The following is a 22,341-nucleotide window of genomic DNA, read 5'->3' as shown; positions in this document are numbered from 1 at the left end:
AAAAATGGCAATTACAGATGGCGTTGTTTCACTAAAGCATTTGGTAACAATGGAAACTTTATCAAATGAAGAAGTGCTAGGCTTGATTAAACGCGGAATTGCGTTTAAGAACAATGAAGCCGACTTTAGTTTGGACAGACAGTATTTTGCAGCTAATCTTTTCTTTGAACCATCAACGCGTACACACAAATCTTTCGAAGTCGCAGAAAGAAAACTTGGTTTAGATGTTATCGAATTTGATGCTAAAACAAGTTCAGTCAACAAAGGGGAAACTTTGTATGACACGATTTTAACAATGAGTTCACTTGGAATTGATATTTGTGTGATTCGCCACTCAATGGAAGATTACTACAAAGAATTGATTGATAGCCGAACAATTCAGACTGCAATCGTTAATGGTGGAGACGGTTCAGGTCAACACCCAAGTCAGTGTTTGTTAGACTTGATGACGATTTATGAAGAGTTTGGTAGTTTTGAAAATCTAAAAGTGGCTATCGTTGGTGACATCACGCATTCACGTGTTGCAAAATCTAATATGCAAATCCTAAAACGCTTAGGAGCAGAGTTGTATTTTGCAGGTCCAGAGCAGTGGTATTCAAGTGAATTTGATGTGTATGGAAAATACGTGGCTATCGATGAGATTGTTGATCAAGTTGATGTCATGATGATGTTACGAGTCCAACACGAACGTCATGATAGTGAACGTGGTTTTTCAAAAGAAACTTATCACAAAACATTCGGTCTTACATATGATCGATATGATAAAATGAAGCCTTCTGCCATCATCATGCACCCAGCACCAGTTAACCGTGATGTTGAGATTGCTGATCGCTTGGTAGAAGCACCGAAATCAAGAATTGCTCGACAAATGCAAAATGGTGTGTTTGTCCGCATGGCAATTCTAGAAGCTGTACTTAACGGTAAAGCTTAACAATTATTTTGAAGTGTCTGCTAATAAACGTTAAAGTGCTCCCGTGAGAGCAAACGAGAGGAATAAAAATGGCAAAAAGACTTTTAATTTTAGAAGATGGAACAATTTTTGAAGGGAAGGCTTTTGGAGCTGACCTTGATGTAACTGGTGAGATTGTTTTTAACACTGGTATGACAGGTTACCAAGAATCAATCACAGACCAGTCTTACAACGGTCAAATTTTGACTTTTACTTACCCGCTTGTTGGTAACTATGGGATTAACCGTGATGACTATGAGTCAATTACACCAACTTGTAAAGGTGTTGTCGTATCTGAAAATGCCCGTCGTGCAAATAACTGGCGTAATCAAATGACTTTGGATGAGTTTTTGAAGGCTAAAAATATTCCTGGTATCTCAGGAATTGATACTCGTGCCCTTACAAAAATCATTCGTAAGCACGGTACAATGAAAGCTACCCTTGCAAATGCTGGTGATACGATTGAGCATTTACAAGATCAATTGCGAGCTACAGTGTTGCCAACAAATAACATCGAACAAGTATCAACTAAAACAGCCTATCCAGCACCAGGTGTTGGAAAGAATATTGTTTTGGTGGACTTTGGACTTAAGCATTCTATTCTACGTGAATTTTCAAAACGTAAATGTAATGTGACAGTCGTTCCTTACAATATTTCAGCTGAGGAAATTCTTCACCTTAACCCAGACGGTGTGATGTTGTCAAATGGTCCTGGTAACCCAGAAGATGTTCCAGAAGTTCTAGATATGATTCGTGGCGTACAAGGAAAAATTCCAATTTTTGGTATCTGTATGGGACACCAATTGTTTAGCCTTGCGAATGGTGCTAAAACGTATAAAATGAAGTTTGGTCACCGTGGATTTAACCATGCTGTTCGCGAAATTGCAACTGGTCGCATTGATTTTACAAGCCAAAACCACGGATATGCAGTTGATCGTGATACTCTTCCAGATTGCCTTATGGTAACCCACGAAGAAATTAATGATAAATCCGTAGAAGGTGTTCGTCACCGTGATTTCCCAGCTTTCTCAGTACAATTCCACCCAGACGCTGCGCCTGGTCCACATGATGCAAGTTATCTCTTTGATGATTTCATCGAATTGATTGATGCATTCCAAGCTGAAAAAGCTAATCGTTAAAAAGTCATTCGACATCAAAATCTTGTCGGTAAATTGCAAAATGACTGACAGCAAGGTCATTAACATATTTAAAGTCAATCAGAGAGTTGACAAATAGGAGAAAATAATGCCAAAACGTACAGATATTAAAAAAATTATGGTGATTGGTTCTGGTCCGATTATTATCGGTCAGGCAGCAGAATTTGACTATGCCGGAACACAAGCTTGTTTAGCCCTCAAAGAAGAAGGTTATAGCGTTGTTCTAGTTAACTCAAACCCTGCGACAATCATGACTGATAAAGAGATTGCAGATAAGGTTTATATTGAACCTTTGACAACAGAATTTGTCACTCGTATCCTTCGCAAAGAACGTCCAGATGCTTTGCTTCCAACTTTGGGAGGACAAACTGGTCTTAACATGGCGATGGAATTGTCAAAAGCTGGTATTCTTGACGAACTCGGTGTTGAGTTGTTGGGAACAAAATTATCAGCTATTGACCGAGCAGAAGACCGTGATCTCTTTAAACAGTTGATGGAAGAACTCAACCAACCAATTCCAGAATCTGAAATTGTAAATACTGTTGATGAAGCTGTTGCATTTGCAGAATCAATCGGTTATCCTGTTATCGTTCGTCCAGCCTTCACTCTTGGAGGTACCGGTGGCGGTATGTGTGATAACGAAGAAGAACTTCGCGAAATCGCTGAAAATGGTTTGAAATTATCGCCAGTAACACAATGTTTGATTGAACGTTCTATTGCTGGTTTCAAAGAAATTGAGTATGAAGTTATGCGTGATGCCGCTGACAACGCTCTTGTTGTTTGTAACATGGAAAACTTTGACCCAGTTGGTATCCACACTGGGGACTCAATCGTATTTGCACCAACACAAACTCTTTCAGATATTGAAAACCAAATGTTGCGTGATGCTAGTCTAAGCATCATCCGTGCTCTTAAAATTGAAGGTGGATGTAACGTTCAGCTAGCTCTTGACCCAAATAGTTTCAAATACTATGTTATCGAAGTTAACCCACGTGTGTCACGTTCATCAGCCCTCGCTTCAAAAGCTACTGGTTACCCAATCGCAAAACTAGCTGCTAAAATCGCTGTTGGTTTGACACTTGATGAGATGGTGAACCCAGTAACTGGTACAACATATGCCATGTTCGAACCAGCTCTTGACTATGTGGTTGCTAAAATTCCTCGTTTCCCATTTGATAAGTTTGAAAATGGTGAACGTCGCCTAGGAACACAAATGAAAGCGACAGGTGAAGTTATGGCAATCGGTCGTAACATTGAGGAATCACTTCTTAAAGCTTGTCGCTCACTTGAAATTGGTGTTCACCACAATGAAATGCCAGATCTCGTAAATGTTTCAGATGACGAATTAGTCAACAAGATTGTTCGTGCACAAGACGACCGTCTCTTCTACCTATCAGAAGCAATTCGCCGCGGTTACACTATTGAAGAATTATCAAAACTAACAAAAATTGATCTCTTCTTCCTTGATAAATTGCTCCACATCTTTGAACTTGAACAAGAATTGGCAAGTCATGTCGGAGATGTTGACGTTCTTAAAGAAGCAAAACGTAATGGATTTGCAGACCTTAAGATTGCAGAACTTTGGAACATGACTGCAGATGAAGTTCGTGCCATTCGTACAGAAAACAAAATCATCCCAGTTTATAAAATGGTTGATACATGTGCGGCTGAATTTGAATCAGCAACACCATACTTCTATTCAACATACGAATGGGAAAATGAATCAATCAAATCAGACAAAGAATCAATCATTGTTCTTGGTTCAGGTCCAATCCGCATTGGTCAAGGGGTTGAATTTGACTACGCTACAGTTCACTCTGTAAAAGCAATTCAGGCTGCTGGATATGAAGCTATTATCATGAACTCAAATCCAGAAACAGTGTCAACTGACTTCTCAATTTCTGATAAGCTTTACTTTGAACCACTAACATTTGAAGATGTTATGAACGTTATTGAACTTGAGCAACCTAAAGGTGTCATTGTTCAATTTGGTGGACAAACAGCTATCAACTTGGCTGAGCCACTTTCTAAAGCTGGTGTTACTATTCTTGGTACACAGGTTGCTGATCTTGACCGCGCTGAAGACAGAGATCTCTTTGAACAAGCTTTGAAAGAATTGGATATTCCTCAACCACCAGGACAAACAGCTACCAACGAAGAAGAAGCGGTTGAAGCTGCTCACAAGATTGGTTTCCCAGTTTTGGTTCGCCCATCTTACGTTCTTGGTGGACGTGCGATGGAAATTGTAGAAAACGAAGATGACCTTCGTTCTTACATGCGTACAGCTGTTAAAGCAAGTCCAGACCACCCAGTTCTTGTTGACTCATACATCGTCGGTCGTGAGTGTGAAGTGGATGCCATTTCAGATGGTAAGGATGTGCTTATTCCTGGTATTATGGAACACATCGAACGCGCTGGTGTTCACTCAGGTGACTCAATGGCAGTTTACCCACCACAAACACTTTCTAAGAAAGTGCAAGAAACAATTGCTGACTACACAAAACGTTTGGCAATTGGTTTGAACTGCTACGGTATGATGAACATTCAATTTGTCATCAAAGATGAAACGGTTTATGTTATCGAAGTTAACCCTCGTGCTAGTCGTACAGTTCCATTCTTATCAAAAGTAACTAACATTCCAATGGCACAAGTTGCAACTAAACTGATTCTTGGACAAAGCCTTGCCGATCTTGGTTACGAAGATGGACTTTACCCAGAATCTGATTACGTGCATGTCAAAGCGCCAGTCTTCTCATTCACAAAACTTGCTAAGGTTGACAGCCTTTTAGGTCCTGAAATGAAATCAACTGGTGAAGTTATGGGTTCTGATTTGACTCTTGAAAAGGCTCTTTACAAAGCTTTTGAAGCTTCATATCTTCACTTGCCATCATTTGGTAATGTTGTCTTCACAGTATCTGATGATACAAAAGAAGAAGCTCTTGGTTTGGCAAAACGCTTTGCTAATATTGGCTACAGCATTTTTGCGACACACGGAACAGCTAAGTTCTTTGCAGAACATGGACTTGATTCAACAATCATTGATAAGATTGGTCAAGATGATGACAATGACATTCCTGCACTTGTTCGTACAGGTAAAGTACAAGCGATTGTGAATACAGTCGGTACAAAACGTACACTTGACGAAGATGGTGCGATTATTCGTAGCTCTGCTATTGAACACGGTGTTCCTCTCTTTACCGCGCTTGATACAGTAGATGCGATGATTCGTGTCCTTGAAAGCCGAGGATTTACAACACAAGCCATCTAATTTTAAGTCTTAATATATTTTGAAAAGTCTGAGACAAACTGTCTCAGGCTTTTTCTCTTACAAACTTGTAAGATTGGAATGTCAAAAAACTTCTATAATATTTGATAAAGATAGTAGTCAGGTTTGTTCTTGACAGTAAAATATCAAAAATGTATAATTGTTCTATCTGAATGATACAACTATACAAGAAAGAATATGAGGATTATTATGTCTAGAAGAAGTAAATCAGGTATGTCAAAAAAGACTAAGGTGATGATTGGTGCAGCGGCAGCTTTCTTTGTTCTTGCAGGTGGAGGCTTGATGCTTGTGCAACAATCAAAAGCAAAAGCTGCGAATGCTGAAGTTTCTTATAAAGCTGTAAAAGTAACAGAAGGTACGGTTTCATCAACGACCCTTTTAACGGGACAAGTAAAGGCTCTTCAAGAGCAGTATGTGTATTTTGATAGCAGTAAAGGTAGCTCTGCTAAAGCAACTGTTGCTGTAGGAGATCAAATTACAACTGGTCAACAATTGGTTCAATATGACTCAACCACAGCTCAAGCTGCGTATGATACAGCTGTTCGTGGTCTTAATAAAGTTGGACGCCAGATTGACCATTTGAAAAAATATGGTAATCTTCCAACAACATCAACAACGACTGATGACGAAACTGGTGAAGAAAAGACAGTTACTCAACAACCAACTGCTCAACAAACAGCAGATTACAATCAACAATTACAAGACTTGAATGATGCTTACGCTGATGCACAAGCAGAAGTGAATAAAGCGCAACAAGCTTTAAATGAAACGATTATTACTAGCGATGTGTCTGGTACAGTCGTTGAAGTGAACAACGATATTGACCCAGCATCTAAAAATAGCCAAACCCTTGTTCACGTTGCTACAGAAGGGCAACTTCAAGTTAAAGGAACGTTGACAGAGTACGATTTAGCAAATATTAAAACAGGTCAAAATGTTAAGATCAAATCAAAAGTGTATCCTGATAAAGAGTGGACCGGTACGATTTCATACATTTCAAACTATCCAAATCAAACAGCTGCTTCTGAATCAAATGGCTCATCAAACAGCGCAGCTTCATATGATTACAAGATTGATTTGACTGGAGACACAGCAAATCTTCAACAAGGCTTCACTGTTTCTGTAGAAGTTGTCAATGAAAATAAAAACAAATTAGTTCCTGTTGATGCTCTTGTATCTGAAGGTGACAAGAAATTTGTCTGGGTTTACGATAAAGCGACTAAGAAAGTCAGCAAAGTTGAAGTAGCCGCTGGTAATGCAGATGCTTCTCAACAAGAAATTTTAAGTGGCTTAGAAGTCGGACAAACAGTTATTTCAAACCCTGAAAAATCATTGAAGAATGGTGAGAAAGTAGATAAAGTCACTACTGAAGATGCCGCTACAACAGAAAAATAAGAGGTGAGTAAGTAGTGAAAGATGAGAAGAAACCATTAATCCAGCTAAGTAATATCGTAAAATCCTATCGTAATGGTGATCAAGAACTTAATGTCCTCAAAGGAATTGATTTGACAGTCTATGAAGGTGAATTTGTGGCCATTATGGGACCGTCTGGTTCAGGTAAATCAACCTTAATGAACATCATTGGTTTGTTAGACAGACCGACCTCAGGTGATTATAGTTTAAATGGAACACAAGTAGAAGAACTCAAAGAAAAGGAATTAGCCAAAGTTAGAAATCAAGAAATCGGATTTGTTTTCCAACAATTTTTCCTTCTTTCAAAATTATCAGCCTTGCAAAATGTTGAACTTCCACTTGTATATGCTGGGGTAAATTCATTAAAACGACGTCAATTAGCTAAGCAGTTCTTGGAAAAAGTTGAGCTCAGCGAACGCATGAAACATCTGCCATCAGAGTTATCAGGTGGTCAAAAACAACGTGTGGCTATTGCGCGTGCTTTGGTGAATAATCCATCAATCATCCTTGCAGATGAGCCAACCGGTGCACTTGATACCAAAACAAGTGACCAAATCATGCAATTATTGACAGAACTTAACCGTGAAGGAAAGACAATTGTCATGGTTACACACGAACCTGAAATTGCTGATTTTGCCACACGAAAAATTGTTATTCGCGATGGTGAGATTACACGAGACACGACAGAAAGTGTCAGAATTGATTAGGGGAGGATTATAATGGAAAATTGGAAATTCGCCCTAAGTTCAATTATGGGGCACAAGATGCGCTCGTTTCTGACGACTTTAGGGGTTATTATTGGTGTGGCTTCAGTTGTGGTTATCATGGCTTTGGGTCAAGGAATGACAAATCAAGTCACTAATATGTTTGCTTCAGACAGCCAAGATGTTCAGCTCTATTACACAACTAAAAAGACTGACGATATAGATGTTTTTGATGATGAAGATCCTAGGGATGCTGATAAAGGACCAGCCATTAAAGAAGAATGGTTGCAAAAAATTACCAGTGAGCTGCCAGATGTTGAAAATTATTATTTAACCAATGGTACAACATCAACAGTTGAGGGCAATCAGAAAAAATCAAAAAATGTTAACATAACAGGAGTTAACAGAACTTATTTCACTGTTAAAAAGTACAAAGTTCTTGCAGGACGAAGCTTTGAAACTGGCGATTACAGTCGATTCTCCCGTATTGTCATGTTGGATACCAAGCTTGCGGTTAAATTATTTGGTAGCAATGAAAATGCCCTAAACCAACACGTGTCAATTGGTTCAAAAAATTATTTAGTTGTTGGTGTTTATAAAGATCCAAATGCTGGCTCTCAGCAATATGGTATGCAATCTGGCGGTAATGCTGTCATGACCAATACTCAATTAGCTGCAGAGTTTAATGTGGATGAAGTTCAAGCGGCATTTGTCCATGTTGAAGATGTCAAGCAAACAACAAAAGTCGGAAAAAAAGCGGCTCGTCTCTTGACGCAATTATCAGGGGTGAGAACTGGTCGCTTTACAATCTTTGACATGTCACAAATTATTTCTCAAGTCAGCTCTGCTTACAGCATGATGACAGCAGTTATTGGTGCTATCGCAGGTATTTCTCTTCTTGTTGGTGGTATTGGAGTTATGAATATCATGTTGGTATCTGTTACCGAGCGTACACGAGAAATTGGTTTACGAAAAGCCCTTGGGGCAACACGACAAAAGATTTTGACACAATTTTTGATTGAATCAATGCTTTTGACAATTATTGGTGGATTAATTGGTCTTGCTTTAGCTTCTGGTTTAACGCACCTTCTTGGAAATAGTATTCCAAATGTAAAACCATCAATCTCATTAAATATTGCTTTAGGAAGTCTTATCTTCTCAGCAATAATTGGTGTTGTTTTTGGACTTTTGCCGGCTAATAAAGCAAGTAAACTAGACCCAATTGAAGCTCTTCGCTATGAATAGTGAGAAAGTTATAAGAATTCTTGTTTAATAGGAGTAACCCTTGTATAATGGTTTTAAAGTAACAAATAAAAATAAAGGGTGATATGATGTATGGTGCTTTAAAAAAACTGGTTAAATTTCTAGGAATTTTTTCAATTGTTTTAACGGTTCTGTTTTTAGTTTATCTGTTTAAGAATTTGGATATTTTAAATGATCCTGATGCCTTAACAAGAGCTCTAAAAGGTCATCTTATTCTCGGAAGTTTCGCCTTTCTTCTTCTACAAATCATTCAAGTTGTTATTCCAATTATTCCTGGGGGAGTGACCACAGTTGTAGGGTTTATGGCTTTTGGACCTATTCTAGGCTTTATCTTAAATTATGTTGGAATAGTCATTGGAAGTATCATTCTATTCTTGTTAACGCGTCGCTATGGCAAACCATTCATCATGCTCTTTATTGATGAGCAAACTTATGCAAAATATGAGCAAAAGTTGGCTTCATCAACCTATGAAACAGTTTTTGCGCTGAATATGGCTTCACCAATCTCGCCAGCTGATATTTTGGTTATGATTACGGGCTTATCTAAGATGTCTTTCAAACGATTCCTTTACATCATTTTACTTTGTAAGCCGATTTCAATCGTTGCTTTTAGTTACTTCTGGATTTACGGCGGGCAATTTATCAGAAGTCTGCTTTGATTTTGTTATAATAGATATATGACTATTGCAATTACAACGAGTTTAAGGGAAAATGATGATTTATTAAAAAGAGCGAGAATAATCGGAGAGAAGCTTTCTTTGCCTGTCATCAAACGGCAAAAGCAATCAGTAACAAAGCTTTTAAAGGGAAGAGAAGGTCTTCTTCTGGTTTATGATAATAAGCTTTGTCTGGTAAATCAAGATGGTAGTGAACTTGTTTTTCATCCAGACACAGCTATGCTACGTATTAAAAGTCCACATGATGCGTTAATTGATTTGTTGGGAAAAGAACCTTTGCAAATTCTTGATAGCACGATGGGCTTAGCAAGTGATAGCATTGTCATGGCTTATGCGGGCCACACTGTCACAGCGGTGGAAAGTCATCCAATCATTCATTTTATTGTGTCAGAGGGGTTACAGCATTATCAGTCTGATTCAGAAGCTTTAAATAAAGCTATGCGCTCGATTCACACGGTTTGTGCGGAGAATTTAGCTTATTTAAAAACATTGCCAGATAATTCTTATGATGTCATTTACTGTGATCCAATGTTTTCGGAAAGAATCACAGAATCTAAAAATTTAGATGGATTACGCCAATATGCTAACGACACGGCTTTTTCAGAAGAATTTTTGAGAGAAGCAAAGCGCGTGGCAAGAAAGAAAATTATCATTAAAGCTCATTTTAGGGACAAGGTTTTTGAAACCTATGGATTTAAGCAATTTGTGCGACCAAACCAAAAATTTCATTACGGTGTGATTGAGCTTAATTGATCAATTGAAAAAATTTTAAAAGGTGTCAAGTTTTTTTCTTGACACCTTATCTTTTTATGATATAATAAATTAAGTGAGTTAGTAGCAGAGCTATTAACCTAAACAAAAAATAGAAAAGAGACTTTATACTAATGGCAGTAAAAATCCGTTTAACTCGTATGGGTTCTAAGAAAAAACCTTTCTACCGTATCAACGTAGCTGATTCACGTGCTCCACGTGACGGTCGTTTCATCGAAACAGTTGGTACTTACAACCCACTTATCGAAGAAAACCAAGTAACACTTAAAGAAGAACGTGTTCTTGAATGGTTGTCTAAAGGTGCTCAACCTTCAGATACAGTTCGTAACATCCTTTCACGTGAAGGCGTTATGAAAAAATTCCACGATTCAAAATTCTCAAAATAATAGAGTAAACTAAGCCTATGGATACCATTGAAAATCTTATTATCGCTATTGTGAAACCTTTGATTTCACAACCAGATAATCTTACCATTAAAATTGAAGATACACCTGAGTTTTTAGAATATCATCTTGATTTGGATGCACAGGACATCGGTCGTGTTATCGGTAAAAAAGGTCGTACCATTACAGCGATAAGATCGATTGTCTATTCGGTACCAACTCAAGGTAAAAAAGTAAGACTCGTTATTGACGAAAAAGGAGAAGAGTAGCAATTAGCTGCCCTTTTTCTTTTTGTTTTTAGAGTTTAGTTTTGACTATTTTTCGGGTAAAAAGTATTTTTTTGAAAAAAAGTTAAAAAAATTGAAAAAAGGGGTTTTCAAATAGTAGTCTTTATGATAGAATATTTCTTGTGCTGATTTAGGAGATGTAAATCGGCAAGGAACTTTTCAAAGTCTTGAAAAAAAGATTTAAAAAAGTTTCAAAAAACTATTGACAAGCAAGTGAAATTGCGATAGAATAGTTTATGTTGTTTATGGGGTATAGCCAAGCGGTAAGGCAAGGGACTTTGACTCCCTCATGCGTTGGTTCGAATCCAGCTACCCCAGTAAACCTCAAAGGTTTTGTTAATATGGTCCGTTGGTCAAGGGGTTAAGACACCGCCTTTTCACGGCGGTAACACGGGTTCGAATCCCGTACGGACTATCTTGACCAGTTGCAGCGTGGCAGCTGGTTTTTTCTTTACCATTTTTATGGTAAAATGATAAAGACTAAGTTATGTGGAGTTGAAATGAATTACTATAATGTTGGAAAAATCGTCAATACACAAGGTCTTCAAGGTGAGATGCGTGTGTTGTCAGTAACTGATTTTGCTGAAGAACGTTTTAAAAAGGGTTCAAAATTAGCTGTTTTTGATGATAAAGATAATTTCTTGATTGATGTTGAGATTGCTAGTCATCGTAAACAAAAGAATTTTGATATTATCAAGTTTAAAGGCATGTATCATATCAATGATATTGAAAAATACAAAGGCTGCACTTTGAAAGTGGCAGAAGAAAACTTGTCAGAGCTTGAAGACGGTGAATTTTACTATCATGAAATTATCGGGCTTGATGTTTATGAAAACGATGTTTTAGTTGGACAAGTCAAAGAAATTCTTCAACCTGGTGCAAATGATGTTTGGGTGGTTAAACGTAAAGGTAAACGCGACTTGCTATTACCATACATTCCACCAGTCGTTTTAAATGTTGATGTTGCTGCCAATCGTGTAGATGTGGATATTTTGGAAGGACTTGATGATGAAGATTGATATCTTAACGCTCTTTCCTGAAATGTTTGCACCTTTAGAATACTCTATTGTCGGGAAAGCTAAGGAAAAAGGACTGCTTGACATTAACTATCATAATTTCCGTGACAATGCTGAAAAAGCTCGTCACGTGGATGATGAACCTTATGGTGGTGGGCAAGGAATGTTGCTTCGTGCACAGCCTATTTTTGACACGATTGATAAAATCGATGCGAAAAAACCTCGTGTTATCCTTTTGGATCCAGCGGGTCGTACTTTTGACCAAAGCTACGCTGAGGAATTGGCACAAGAAGAAGAGTTGATTTTTATCTGTGGTCACTATGAAGGTTATGATGAACGTATCAAGACTTTGGTAACGGATGAAATTTCACTTGGAGATTTTGTCTTAACAGGTGGTGAATTGGCAGCGATGACAATTGTTGATGCAACAGTTCGCTTGATTCCAAATGTGCTTGGAAAAGAAGCTAGTCACCAAGATGATTCATTCTCATCTGGTTTGCTTGAGTTTCCGCAATACACTCGTCCTTACGACTTCCGTGGCATGAAAGTCCCTGATGTCTTGATGAGTGGTCACCACGAAAATATTCGCAAATGGCGAATCGAACAAAGTCTCCGCAAGACTTTAGAGCGTCGACCAGATTTGTTGGAAGGTTATGCTTTTACAAAAGAAGAAGAGGCTATTTTCCGCAAGATTCTCAAAGAGAAAGACGCGCAAGAATAGAATATGTGATATAATAGAGGACATGCAGGCTGTATGTCTCTTTATTTTTAGGGAGGTTTTATGCGAACGAAGGAAGTTCTTGTTCTTTCTTATCAGGAAAGTTGGAAGGATGATTTTGAGAAAATTGCCAAAGAGCTTAAAGCTGCTCTAGGCGATTTAATTCTTAGAATAGAACATGTGGGAAGTACTTCTGTTCAAGGGCTTTCGGCAAAGCCAATTATTGACATTGATTTGGTGATTGCTTTAGACACGGATTTGTCTGAGGTGATTCATAAATTAGCAGTGATTGGTTATGTTCATGAGGGAAATTTAGGGATTGAAGGTAGAGAAGCTTTTACTTACTCAGGCAAAGAGCATCTTCAAGTTCATCACCTTTATGTTTGCCCTGAAAATTCGCCTGAACTGAAGCGTCATCTTGCTTTTCGTGATTATTTGCGTAGTCATCCTGAGGCTGTTTTGGCATATGGCGAGGTAAAAGAAGAAGCAGCAAAGCTATTTCCTAAAGATATTGATAAATACATTGCCTATAAATCGTCTATTATTGAAGAAATATACAAGGAGTTGGAAATATAAATGTCAGAAAATCGTGAAATCTATGATATTACCATCATTGGTGGTGGACCTGTTGGTTTGTTTGCAGCCTTTTACGCTGGTTTGCGTGGCGTTTCGGTGAAAATCATTGAAAGTTTATCTGAACTTGGTGGGCAACCTGCAGTTCTTTATCCAGAAAAAATGATTTATGACGTTGCTGGTTTTCCTGGAATTACAGCAGCTGATTTGACTGAAAATCTGATCAAGCAATTAGATCGTTTCAAAGATAGCACAGCTATTTGCCTTAAAGAAGAAGTCAAAACATTTGAAAAAGATGGTGATATTTTCACTATCGAAACAAATAAAGGTCAACATTTTTCACGTGCTATCGTGATTGCATGTGGTAATGGTGCTTTTGCCCCTCGTACACTTGGTTTGGAAGGTGAAGAAGCTTACGCTGACAACAACCTTTTCTACAACGTTCACAAACTTGACCAATTCGCTGGTAAAGATGTGGTCATTTGTGGTGGTGGTGACTCAGCGGTTGACTGGGCAAATCACTTAGATGGTTTGGCTAAAAGTGTAACTATCGTGCACCGTCGCGATGCTTTCCGTGCTCATGAACACAGTGTAGAAGTTTTGAAAGAGTCAAACGTGAACATTTTGACACCTTATGTGCCATTTGAACTTTCTGGTGATGGTCAATTTGTTAAGAGTTTAACAGTTCAAAAAGTGAAATCTGATGAAACAATTGAATTGCCACTCGATGCTTTGATCGTAAGCTTTGGTTTCTCAACATCGAATAAAAACCTTAAAAATTGGAATGTTGATTACAAACGTTCAAGCATTGTGGTGTCACCGTTGTTTGAAACAAGTCAAGCAGGTGTTTACGCAATTGGTGATGCGGCTGATTATGAAGGTAAGGTTGATTTGATTGCGACTGGTTTTGGTGAAGCACCAACAGCGATTAATCAAGCGATTAAGTATATCTTCCCTGACCGTGATAACCGTGTTGTTCACTCAACATCATTAATCAATGAATAAAAAAGAAAGCCTTGTAAGAATGATTCTTACAAGGCTTTTTCTGAAATTCTCGAGAATCTTTTCAGAAAATTGACGGTCTGATAGAAAAATGATAGAATTTGATAGAAAGTGCTTGACATTGACCGGGAATATAGTATAATTCTAACTGTAAACGATTTCAAAAGGAGGTGGCGAGGATTCTAAAGTCTAAACGAAAGCAGTTAATCATGGAAAAACTTTCGCATGATAAGTTTGTTCGGCTAGATGATTTAGTGAGCCTGCTAGATACCTCTGAGTCCACTGTTCGCAGGGATTTAGATGAGCTTGAAAGTGAGCGAAAACTTCACCGAGTACACGGTGGAGCTGAACTTCCTCACTCTCTCCAAGAGGAATTTACCAATCAACAAAAATCTATCAAAAACATTCAAGAAAAAATGCTGGTTGCTAAAAAAGCAGCATCCTTGATTTCAAATGATGATGTTATTTTTGTAGATGCAGGGACAACCAATGAATTGTTGTTAGGGTATTTGAACCAAGACAATTTAACTGTTGTAACCAACTCGATTCACCATGCGGCTAAGTTGGTTGATAAAAACATTCAGACCATTATTATTGGTGGCCATGTAAAAAAATCAACAGATGCCAGCATTGGAGCTGTGGCTTATGAGCAAATTAAACAGTTGAACTTTGATAAGGCATTTTTAGGTATCAACGGCATTGATGAGGAATTTTTAACAACGCCTGATATGGAAGAAGCCGTTATCAAAAGAACTGTGATTGAAAATGCTAGAAAGTCATACATCGTTACAGATTCATCAAAAATCGGTCGGGTATCCTTTGCCAAGGTCGATAAGATTGAGAATGCTACAATTATTACCAATCAATCTAGCGGAGCACTGATGAAAAAAATAAAAGAAAATACGAGGGTAATTGAAGTATGATTTACACAGTAACGCTGAATCCATCAATCGATTTTATCGTACGTTTGGATCATTTAGAACTTGGTAGCGTTAACCGCATGACTAGCGATGACAAATTTGCTGGTGGTAAAGGTATCAATGTTAGTCGTATCTTACAACGTTTGGATGTCGATAATACAGCAACTGGTTTTATCGGTGGATTTACTGGACGTTTTGTTGAAGATGGCTTGACTGCAGAAGGTATCAAAACAAACTTTGTTCAAGTTTCTGAAGATACACGTATCAACGTTAAAATCAAAGCTGGTGAAGAAACAGAAATCAATGGTGCTGGTCCAAAAATCTCAGATGAAAAACTTGAAGAATTAAAAGCAATTCTTGCAGGTCTTTCAAGTGATGATACTGTTGTTTTTGCAGGTTCAGCTCCAAGTAGCCTTGGTAACCAAGTTTACAACACATTGATTCCAATTGCTAAAAAAGCTGGTGCAGAAGTAGTTTGTGACTTTGAAGGTCAAACCCTTTTAGACTCATTAAACTACCAACCACTTTTAGTAAAACCAAATAATCACGAATTAGCAGATATCTTTGGTGTAGAATTGAACGGTCTTGAAGACATCGAAAAATACGCCCGCGAAATTCTTGCAAAAGGTGCTAAAAACGTTATTATTTCAATGGCTGGTGACGGTGCTTTGTTAGTAACACCAGAAGCAGCTTACTTTGCAAAACCAATCAAAGGCACTGTTAAAAATTCTGTTGGTGCTGGAGATTCAATGGTTGCCGGATTTACTGGTGAATACGTGAAATCAGGTGACCCAATCGAAGCTCTTAAATGGGGTGTCGCATGTGGTACAGCAACGACATTCTCAGATGATTTAGCAACAGCTGAATTCATTAAAGAAACATATCAAAAAGTAGAGGTAGAAAAACTATGAAAATTCAAGACTTGCTCAGAAAAGATGTCATGATTCTTGATTTGAAAGCAACTTCAAAAGAAGCTGTTATCAATGAAATGATTACAAGCCTTGTTGAACACGGAGTTGTCACTGACTTTGATACTTTTAAACAAGGTATCATGAACCGTGAAGCACAAACATCAACAGGTTTGGGTGATGGTATTGCTATGCCTCACAGCAAGAACGCTGCAGTTAAAGAAGCGACCGTTCTTTTTGCAAAATCTCAAGCAGGTGTTGATTATGAAGCATTGGATGGTCAACCAACTTACCTATTCTTCATGATTGCAGCACCAGACGGAGCAAACGATACTCACTTAGCAGCGCTTGCTGAATTATCAAAATACCTCTTGAAAGATGGTTTTGCTGATAAATTGCGTCACGTCACAACAGCTGATGAAGTCATCGCAACTTTTGATGCTGCTGAAGAAGATAACAAAGCAAAAGAAGAAGTTAAAGCAGCTCCAGTATCAGATGACAAACCACTTATCGTTGCTGTAACAGCATGTACAACTGGTATTGCTCACACTTACATGGCTGAAGAAGCTCTTATCAAACAAGGTGACGAAATGGGTGTCACTGTTCGTGTTGAAACAAATGGTGCATCAGGTGTCGGTAACCGTTTGACAGCTGATGAAATCGCTCGTGCTAAAGGTGTTATTGTTGCTGCTGATAAAGCTGTTGAAATGGCACGTTTTGACGGTAAACCATTGGTATCTCGTCCAGTTGCTGACGGTATTAAGAAAACAGAAGAATTGATTAATATCATTCTTGATGGTAAAGCTGATACTTACAAGGCTGCAGCGGGTTCTTCTACTGAAGAAAAAGAATCAAGTGAAAAACTTAGCCTTGGTGCTGCTTTCTACAAACACTTGATGAGTGGTGTATCTCAAATGTTACCATTCGTTATCGGTGGTGGTATCATGATTGCCCTTGCATTCTTGATTGATAACATCATGGGAGTGCCAAAAGATCAATTGTCTAACTTGGGTACATATCACCAAGCAGCTGCTTACTTCAAAACAATTGGTAATGCTGCCTTTGGCTTTATGCTTCCAATCTTGGCAGGTTACATTGCTTACTCGATCGCTGAAAAACCAGGTCTTGTTGCTGGTTTCGTAGCTGGTGCTATTGCATCAAGTGGAGCTGCTTGGGGTAACCTTGAAGGAACTCCTTCAGGTTTCCTTGGAGCTCTTGTAGGTGGTTTCCTTGCTGGATGGTTAGTTAACCTTGTTAAAAAAGCGTGTGCTGGTTTGCCACGTTCACTTGAAGGTATCAAATCAATCTTGCTTTACCCATTACTTGGTGTCTTCTTGACAGGTTTTGCAATGTTGTTCGTCAACATTCCAATGGCTGCTATTAACACTGGTTTGAACAACTTCCTTGGAGGTCTTCAAGGTGCATCAGCAGTTCTTCTTGGAGCTATCCTTGGTGGTATGATGGCTATCGATATGGGTGGACCATTTAACAAAGCTGCTTATGTCTTTGGTACAGGTACTCTTGCTGCATCAGTAGCAACAGGTGGTTCAGTTGCTATGGCATCAGTTATGGCTGGTGGTATGGTTCCACCACTTGCAGTATTTGTTGCAACTCTTCTTTTCAAAAACAAATTCACTGAAGAAGAACGTAACTCAGGTTTGACAAACATCATCATGGGGCTTTCATTCATCACAGAAGGAGCTATCCCATTTGGTGCTGCTGACCCTGCTCGTGCAATTCCAAGCTTCATGGTTGGTTCTGCTGTAGCTGGTGGTCTTGTCGGAGCATTCGGTATTAAATTGATGGCTCCACACGGTGGTATCTTTGTTATCGCATTGACAAGTGCTCCAATTCTTTACCTTGTCTTTGTTATCATTGGTGCTATCGTTGCAGGTCTTCTCTTCGGAGCCCTTAAAAAAGCAAAATAATTACAAGTCATTACAATACAAAATTTTATTAATCTAACAATGAAAAAAGGATTCCTTCGGGAATTCTTTTTTTGTGTGAAAGTTTTCGTTATAGTTTTAAACTATAGCAGATTCTAATTGCATAGTTAAAAACTATAGCAAAGCATAAAAAGATAGAATGGCTAGAACCATTGAAAAATAAGGGTTTATCGTTTAAAATCTTAACTATAAAATTTTTGGATTGTATAGTTTTAAACTAATACGGTTATAGGAGGTAACTATGGTTAAGGTTTCGAATTTGGGATATCCGCGTTTGGGTGAGAATCGTGAGTGGAAAAAATTGATTGAGTCTTATTGGGCTGGCAATATCTCACAAGATGAATTACAAGCTGAAGCGAAAGCATTGCGCTTGTCATTTTTGAAAAAACAAGCTGATGCAGGTCTTGATTTTATTCCTGTTGGTGATTTTTCACTTTACGATCATATTTTGGATTTGTCTGTGCAATTTGGCGTGATTCCAAATCGTTTTGCCAAGGAAGAGATTAATCTTGATTTGTTCTTTGCGATTGCGCGTGGTAACAAGGATAATGTTGCTTCATCAATGAAAAAATGGTTCAACACCAACTATCACTACATTGTTCCAGAATGGTCAAAAGTTAAACCGCATTTGACAAATACACGCTTGCTTGATTTGTACCTTGAAGCTAAAGAAGTTGTTGGTGATAAGGCTAAGCCAGTTATTACTGGGCCAATCACTTATGTCGCCTTGTCATCTGAGGTTAGCGATTTTACTTCAGCGGTAAAAAAACTTCTGCCACTTTACAAACAAGTCTTTACAGAATTGGTTGAAGCTGGTGCAACATACATTCAAGTTGATGAACCGATTTTTGTAACGGATGAAGGGGCAGATCTTCTTGAAGCAGCCAAATGCGTTTATGCTTATTTTGCCAAAGAAGTGCCACAAGCTAAGATCATTTTCCAAACATATTTCGAAGCTTTGATTGATGCTAAAGAGTTATCAGAACTTCCGGTTGCCGCATTTGGTCTTGATTTTGTTCATGGTCTTGATGAAAATCTTGAAGCGGTTGAAGCTGGTTATTTTGAAAATAAAGAAGTGTTTGCTGGGGTTGTTGATGGACGTAACATCTGGGCAACTGATTTTGAAAAAACATCAGAATTGTTGAAAAAACTTCAAGCTAAAGTTGGAAACCTTGTGATTCAACCATCTTGTTCACTTCTTCATGTGCCTGTAACTACTAAAAATGAAACGGATCTTGATCCTGTTCTTAAAAATGGTCTTGCTTTTGCAGATGAAAAATTGCAAGAACTTAAACTCTTGAGTCAACACTTGGATGGTCAGGAATCTGAAGCTTATAAGCAACATGTGGCTGATTTTGATGCTTTGCAAGCAGCTGATTTCCGAAATGTGACTCTTGAAAGTTTAGAAAATGTGCCGACTGAGCGTGTGGATTATAAAGTTCGCCGCAAGGTGCAACAAGAAAAACTTGGGTTACCAACACTTCCAACAACGACAATTGGGTCATTCCCTCAATCACCAGAAGTTCGTCGTACTCGTCTCGCTTGGAAACGTGGTAATATCTCTGATGCTGAATACGAAGATTTCATCAAATCAGAAATTGCTCGTTGGATTAAAATTCAAGAAGACTTGGATATTGATGTATTAGTACACGGTGAATTTGAACGTGTGGACATGGTTGAATTCTTCGGTCAAAAATTAGCTGGTTTTACCACAACTAAACTTGGTTGGGTGCAATCATATGGGTCTCGTGCGGTTAAACCACCAATTATTTATGGTGATGTGAAACACATTCAACCCTTGTCAGTAAAAGAAGTGGTTTATGCGCAAAGTTTGACTGACCGTCCTGTGAAAGGAATGTTGACTGGTCCAATTACTATTACTAACTGGTCATTTGAGCGTTCAGATATTTCTCGAGCAGACCTTTTCAATCAAATTGGACTTGCTATCAAAGACGAAATCAAGTTGCTTGAAGATGCAGGTATTGCCATTATTCAAGTGGATGAAGCTGCGCTTCGTGAAGGTCTGCCACTTCGTAAAGCTAAACAAAAAGCTTATCTCGATGACGCTGTGCATGCCTTCCGCGTTGCAACATCATCTGTCAAAGATGATACTCAAATTCACACTCACATGTGCTACTCTAAGTTCAATGAAATCATTGATTCTATCCGTGATTTGGATGCTGATGTGATTTCTATCGAAACAAGTCGTAGCCACGGTGATGTCATTGAATCATTTGAAACAGCAGTTTACCCACTTGGAATTGGTCTTGGGGTTTACGATATTCACTCACCACGTGTGCCAAGTAAAGAAGAAGTTATTGCAAATATCGAACGTCCACTTCGTCAATTATCATTGGAACAATTCTGGGTTAACCCTGACTGTGGTTTGAAAACACGCCGTGAACCAGAAACAATTGCAGCTCTTAAAGTGTTGGTAGAAGCAACTAAAGAAGTTCGTGCAAAATACGGAAAATAAGGAAGGCTTAAGCTATGTCAGGATTATTAGAACGTTTAAAAACAGATATTTTAGTCGCTGACGGTGCTATGGGAACTCTTCTTTATGCCAATGGTCTTGATAATTGCTATGAGGCTTATAATTTGACGCATCCTGAAAAAGTATTAGCCATTCACAAGGCTTATATTGAAGCAGGAGCTGATGTCATTCAGACCAATACCTATGCTGCCAAAAGGCATCGACTAGAAGGGTATGGTTATGGCAATAAAGTTAAGGAAATCAATCAAGCTGGTGTCAAAATTGCAAGGCAAGCAGCTGGCGAGGATACCTTTGTTTTGGGAACAGTCGGTGCTCTTCGTGGTCTCAAGCAATGTGAATTATCGCTTGATGAGATTATCAAGGAAACTTTAGAACAAGTTGGTTATTTGCTTGAAACAAAGGAAATCGATGGTCTTTTATTTGAAACCTACTATGATGAAGAAGAAATTGTAGAGGTTCTGAAAGCTGTTAGACCTTTGACGGATTTGCCGATTATTACCAATATTTCCATTCATGAAGCGGGAATAACCGAAAATGGTCGTCCATTGGTTGAAATCTTTGGGAAACTAGTGATGCTTGGAGCAGACATTGTAGGACTCAATTGCCATTTGGGACCTTACCACATGATTCAATCGCTCAAGCAAGTGCCACTGTTTGCTCAGTCGTATTTGTCGGTTTATCCAAATGCCAGTTTGTTATCCTTTGTTGATGACAATGGTAGTGGTCAATATGGTTTTAGTCAAAATGCCGATTATTTTGGGAAAAGTGCCGAGCTGCTTGTGGCTGAAGGAGCACGTCTGATTGGTGGGTGTTGTGGCACAACGCCTGACCATATCAGAGCAGTTAAGCGTGCAATAAAAGGCTTAAAACCAGTTTCACGCAAATTTGTTACACCGATGGTCGAAGAAGCAGAGCTGATTAAGGCTGTTAAACAGTCAGAAACGATCGTCGACAAAGTGAAGCGAAAAGTGACCATTATTGCGGAGCTTGATCCTCCAAAAACACTTGATATTAGAAAGTTTACAGAAGGGGTAAAAACTTTGGACGAGGCTGGGGTATCTGCGATTACGCTGGCAGATAATTCGCTAGCTAAGACACGTATCTGTAATGTTAGTATTGCCTCGCTTTTGAAAAATGAGATTTCAACACCGTTTTTACTGCACTTATCTTGTCGCGACCACAATATGATTGGGCTTCAATCACGTCTTTTGGGGATGGACGTGTTGGGCTTTCATCAGGTACTAGCGATTACAGGAGATCCATCTAAAATAGGAGATTTTCCGGGAGCAACCAGCGTCTATGATGCCACGAGCTTCAAGTTATTGGAGCTGATTAAGCAACTTAACAAGGGAATAGGTTACAGTGGCGCAAGCATTAAAAAAGAAACAACCTTTACAGCAGCAGCAGCTTTCAATCCAAATGTCAAAAATTTATCACGTTGCGGTCGATTGATTGAAAGAAAAATTGCTGCTGGAGCAGATTGTTTTATTACGCAGCCTATTTTTAATAGTGAAATTATTGAAAATTTAGCAGAGCTAACACGAGATTATGAAACGCCATTTTTTGTTGGTATTATGCCAATTACTAGCTATAACAATGCTATTTTCCTTCACAATGAAGTACCTGGCATTCAGCTATCAGATGACTTTCTAGCAAAACTAGAGGCCGTCAAAGATGACAAGGAAAAATGCCAACAATTGGCTTTAGAAGAAAGTAAACAATTAATTGATCATGCCTTAAAATTCTTTAACGGTATTTACCTCATTACACCATTTACGCGATATGATTTAACTGTTGACTTGGTTGAATATATCCATCAGAAAGTTGAACAAAGTCACCAAATAATACCTTAATCAAGAGAGATAGAGATTATC

Annotated in this window: 19 protein-coding genes and 2 tRNA genes; all 21 read left to right on the top strand. The window is 38.5% G+C overall.

What is annotated here, in order from left to right:
• Nucleotides 1-4: 4 nt before the first annotated feature.
• The 21 genes from BLR83_RS03585 to BLR83_RS03485 all read left to right on the top strand — a co-directional run bounded on the left by BLR83_RS03585 (nt 5) and on the right by BLR83_RS03485 (nt 22,320).
• Nucleotides 5-931: an aspartate carbamoyltransferase catalytic subunit gene (locus BLR83_RS03585; RefSeq protein WP_039696721.1), complete on the top strand. Its 927-nt coding sequence runs from the start codon at nt 5-7 to the stop codon at nt 929-931.
• A gap of 68 nt (nt 932-999) precedes the next feature.
• Nucleotides 1,000-2,088: a carbamoyl phosphate synthase small subunit gene (locus BLR83_RS03580; protein ID WP_039696722.1), complete on the top strand. Its 1,089-nt coding sequence runs from the start codon at nt 1,000-1,002 to the stop codon at nt 2,086-2,088.
• A 106-nt stretch (nt 2,089-2,194) separates the two neighbouring features.
• Nucleotides 2,195-5,374, top strand: coding sequence for a carbamoyl-phosphate synthase large subunit (gene carB / locus BLR83_RS03575; RefSeq protein ID WP_074560404.1), 3,180 nt, complete (start codon nt 2,195-2,197; stop codon nt 5,372-5,374).
• A gap of 207 nt (nt 5,375-5,581) precedes the next feature.
• Nucleotides 5,582-6,787, top strand: coding sequence for an efflux RND transporter periplasmic adaptor subunit (locus tag BLR83_RS03570; protein WP_074560403.1), 1,206 nt, complete (start codon nt 5,582-5,584; stop codon nt 6,785-6,787).
• Between the two features lie 14 nt (nt 6,788-6,801).
• The gene (locus tag BLR83_RS03565) at nt 6,802-7,512 is read left to right on the top strand and encodes an ABC transporter ATP-binding protein (RefSeq protein ID WP_074560401.1); all 711 of its coding nucleotides are present in this window, start codon (nt 6,802-6,804) and stop codon (nt 7,510-7,512) included.
• Between the two features lie 12 nt (nt 7,513-7,524).
• Nucleotides 7,525-8,754: an ABC transporter permease gene (locus BLR83_RS03560; RefSeq protein ID WP_074560400.1), complete on the top strand. Its 1,230-nt coding sequence runs from the start codon at nt 7,525-7,527 to the stop codon at nt 8,752-8,754.
• Nucleotides 8,755-8,840: 86 nt separating this feature from the next.
• The gene (locus BLR83_RS03555) at nt 8,841-9,431 is read left to right on the top strand and encodes a TVP38/TMEM64 family protein (RefSeq protein WP_074560398.1); all 591 of its coding nucleotides are present in this window, start codon (nt 8,841-8,843) and stop codon (nt 9,429-9,431) included.
• A gap of 18 nt (nt 9,432-9,449) precedes the next feature.
• Nucleotides 9,450-10,202: a class I SAM-dependent methyltransferase gene (locus tag BLR83_RS03550; protein ID WP_074560397.1), complete on the top strand. Its 753-nt coding sequence runs from the start codon at nt 9,450-9,452 to the stop codon at nt 10,200-10,202.
• 131 nt (nt 10,203-10,333) lie between these two features.
• Nucleotides 10,334-10,606, top strand: coding sequence for a 30S ribosomal protein S16 (rpsP, locus tag BLR83_RS03545; RefSeq protein ID WP_039696730.1), 273 nt, complete (start codon nt 10,334-10,336; stop codon nt 10,604-10,606).
• A gap of 17 nt (nt 10,607-10,623) precedes the next feature.
• On the top strand, nt 10,624-10,872 hold the full coding sequence (locus tag BLR83_RS03540; RefSeq protein WP_003065320.1) for a KH domain-containing protein: 249 nt from the start codon (nt 10,624-10,626) through the stop codon (nt 10,870-10,872).
• A gap of 264 nt (nt 10,873-11,136) precedes the next feature.
• Nucleotides 11,137-11,208: transfer RNA gene (locus BLR83_RS03535), tRNA-Gln, on the top strand.
• 25 nt (nt 11,209-11,233) lie between these two features.
• Nucleotides 11,234-11,305: transfer RNA gene (locus BLR83_RS03530), tRNA-Glu, on the top strand.
• Nucleotides 11,306-11,390: 85 nt separating this feature from the next.
• Complete coding sequence (rimM, locus tag BLR83_RS03525; protein WP_039696731.1) at nt 11,391-11,909, top strand: ribosome maturation factor RimM; 519 nt, start codon at nt 11,391-11,393, stop codon at nt 11,907-11,909.
• A complete protein-coding gene (trmD, locus tag BLR83_RS03520; protein ID WP_074561099.1) occupies nt 11,899-12,627 on the top strand; it encodes a tRNA (guanosine(37)-N1)-methyltransferase TrmD in 729 nt (242 codons plus the stop codon). Before rimM ends, trmD begins: the two co-directional genes overlap by 11 nt.
• A 60-nt stretch (nt 12,628-12,687) precedes the next feature.
• Nucleotides 12,688-13,200: a GrpB family protein gene (locus BLR83_RS03515; protein WP_074560395.1), complete on the top strand. Its 513-nt coding sequence runs from the start codon at nt 12,688-12,690 to the stop codon at nt 13,198-13,200.
• Nucleotides 13,201-14,202 carry an NAD(P)/FAD-dependent oxidoreductase gene (locus BLR83_RS03510; RefSeq protein WP_074560393.1) on the top strand — a complete coding sequence of 334 codons (1,002 nt, stop codon included), beginning with the start codon at nt 13,201-13,203 and terminating at the stop codon, nt 14,200-14,202.
• Nucleotides 14,203-14,378: 176 nt separating this feature from the next.
• Nucleotides 14,379-15,122, top strand: coding sequence for a DeoR/GlpR family DNA-binding transcription regulator (locus tag BLR83_RS03505; protein ID WP_327084552.1), 744 nt, complete (start codon nt 14,379-14,381; stop codon nt 15,120-15,122).
• Nucleotides 15,119-16,030, top strand: coding sequence for a 1-phosphofructokinase (gene pfkB, locus BLR83_RS03500; RefSeq protein WP_074560389.1), 912 nt, complete (start codon nt 15,119-15,121; stop codon nt 16,028-16,030). Before BLR83_RS03505 ends, pfkB begins: the two co-directional genes overlap by 4 nt.
• Nucleotides 16,027-17,955 (top strand): PTS fructose transporter subunit IIABC, encoded by a 1,929-nt coding sequence (locus BLR83_RS03495; protein WP_074560387.1) that lies wholly within the window; start codon nt 16,027-16,029, stop codon nt 17,953-17,955. Before pfkB ends, BLR83_RS03495 begins: the two co-directional genes overlap by 4 nt.
• A gap of 259 nt (nt 17,956-18,214) precedes the next feature.
• Nucleotides 18,215-20,449, top strand: a complete 2,235-nt coding sequence (gene metE, locus BLR83_RS03490) for a 5-methyltetrahydropteroyltriglutamate--homocysteine S-methyltransferase (RefSeq protein WP_074560385.1) — start codon at nt 18,215-18,217, stop codon at nt 20,447-20,449.
• A 14-nt stretch (nt 20,450-20,463) separates the two neighbouring features.
• Nucleotides 20,464-22,320, top strand: a complete 1,857-nt coding sequence (locus tag BLR83_RS03485) for a bifunctional homocysteine S-methyltransferase/methylenetetrahydrofolate reductase (protein WP_074560383.1) — start codon at nt 20,464-20,466, stop codon at nt 22,318-22,320.
• Nucleotides 22,321-22,341: the final 21 nt, after the last annotated feature.

The organism is Streptococcus equinus (assembly GCF_900101445.1).
Taxonomy (GTDB): Bacteria; Bacillota; Bacilli; order Lactobacillales; family Streptococcaceae; genus Streptococcus; species Streptococcus equinus_B.
This window is presented reverse-complemented; position numbering and strand designations above follow the sequence as displayed.

Excerpts from the sequence above, each read along its gene's own strand:
- BLR83_RS03550 (WP_074560397.1), top strand. The coding sequence starts at position 9,450 with ATGACTATTGCAATTACAACGAGTTTAAGGGAAAATGATGATTTATTA.
- BLR83_RS03585 (WP_039696721.1), top strand. The coding sequence starts at position 5 with ATGGCAATTACAGATGGCGTTGTTTCACTAAAGCATTTGGTAACAATG.
- BLR83_RS03570 (WP_074560403.1), top strand. The coding sequence starts at position 5,582 with ATGTCTAGAAGAAGTAAATCAGGTATGTCAAAAAAGACTAAGGTGATG.
- BLR83_RS03515 (WP_074560395.1), top strand. The coding sequence starts at position 12,688 with ATGCGAACGAAGGAAGTTCTTGTTCTTTCTTATCAGGAAAGTTGGAAG.
- rimM (WP_039696731.1), top strand. The coding sequence starts at position 11,391 with ATGAATTACTATAATGTTGGAAAAATCGTCAATACACAAGGTCTTCAA.
- BLR83_RS03485 (WP_074560383.1), top strand. The coding sequence starts at position 20,464 with ATGTCAGGATTATTAGAACGTTTAAAAACAGATATTTTAGTCGCTGAC.
- BLR83_RS03495 (WP_074560387.1), top strand. The coding sequence starts at position 16,027 with ATGAAAATTCAAGACTTGCTCAGAAAAGATGTCATGATTCTTGATTTG.
- carB (WP_074560404.1), top strand. The coding sequence starts at position 2,195 with ATGCCAAAACGTACAGATATTAAAAAAATTATGGTGATTGGTTCTGGT.
- metE (WP_074560385.1), top strand. The coding sequence starts at position 18,215 with ATGGTTAAGGTTTCGAATTTGGGATATCCGCGTTTGGGTGAGAATCGT.
- BLR83_RS03560 (WP_074560400.1), top strand. The coding sequence starts at position 7,525 with ATGGAAAATTGGAAATTCGCCCTAAGTTCAATTATGGGGCACAAGATG.
- rpsP (WP_039696730.1), top strand. The coding sequence starts at position 10,334 with ATGGCAGTAAAAATCCGTTTAACTCGTATGGGTTCTAAGAAAAAACCT.
- trmD (WP_074561099.1), top strand. The coding sequence starts at position 11,899 with ATGAAGATTGATATCTTAACGCTCTTTCCTGAAATGTTTGCACCTTTA.
- BLR83_RS03510 (WP_074560393.1), top strand. The coding sequence starts at position 13,201 with ATGTCAGAAAATCGTGAAATCTATGATATTACCATCATTGGTGGTGGA.
- BLR83_RS03580 (WP_039696722.1), top strand. The coding sequence starts at position 1,000 with ATGGCAAAAAGACTTTTAATTTTAGAAGATGGAACAATTTTTGAAGGG.
- BLR83_RS03555 (WP_074560398.1), top strand. The coding sequence starts at position 8,841 with ATGTATGGTGCTTTAAAAAAACTGGTTAAATTTCTAGGAATTTTTTCA.
- pfkB (WP_074560389.1), top strand. The coding sequence starts at position 15,119 with ATGATTTACACAGTAACGCTGAATCCATCAATCGATTTTATCGTACGT.
- BLR83_RS03540 (WP_003065320.1), top strand. The coding sequence starts at position 10,624 with ATGGATACCATTGAAAATCTTATTATCGCTATTGTGAAACCTTTGATT.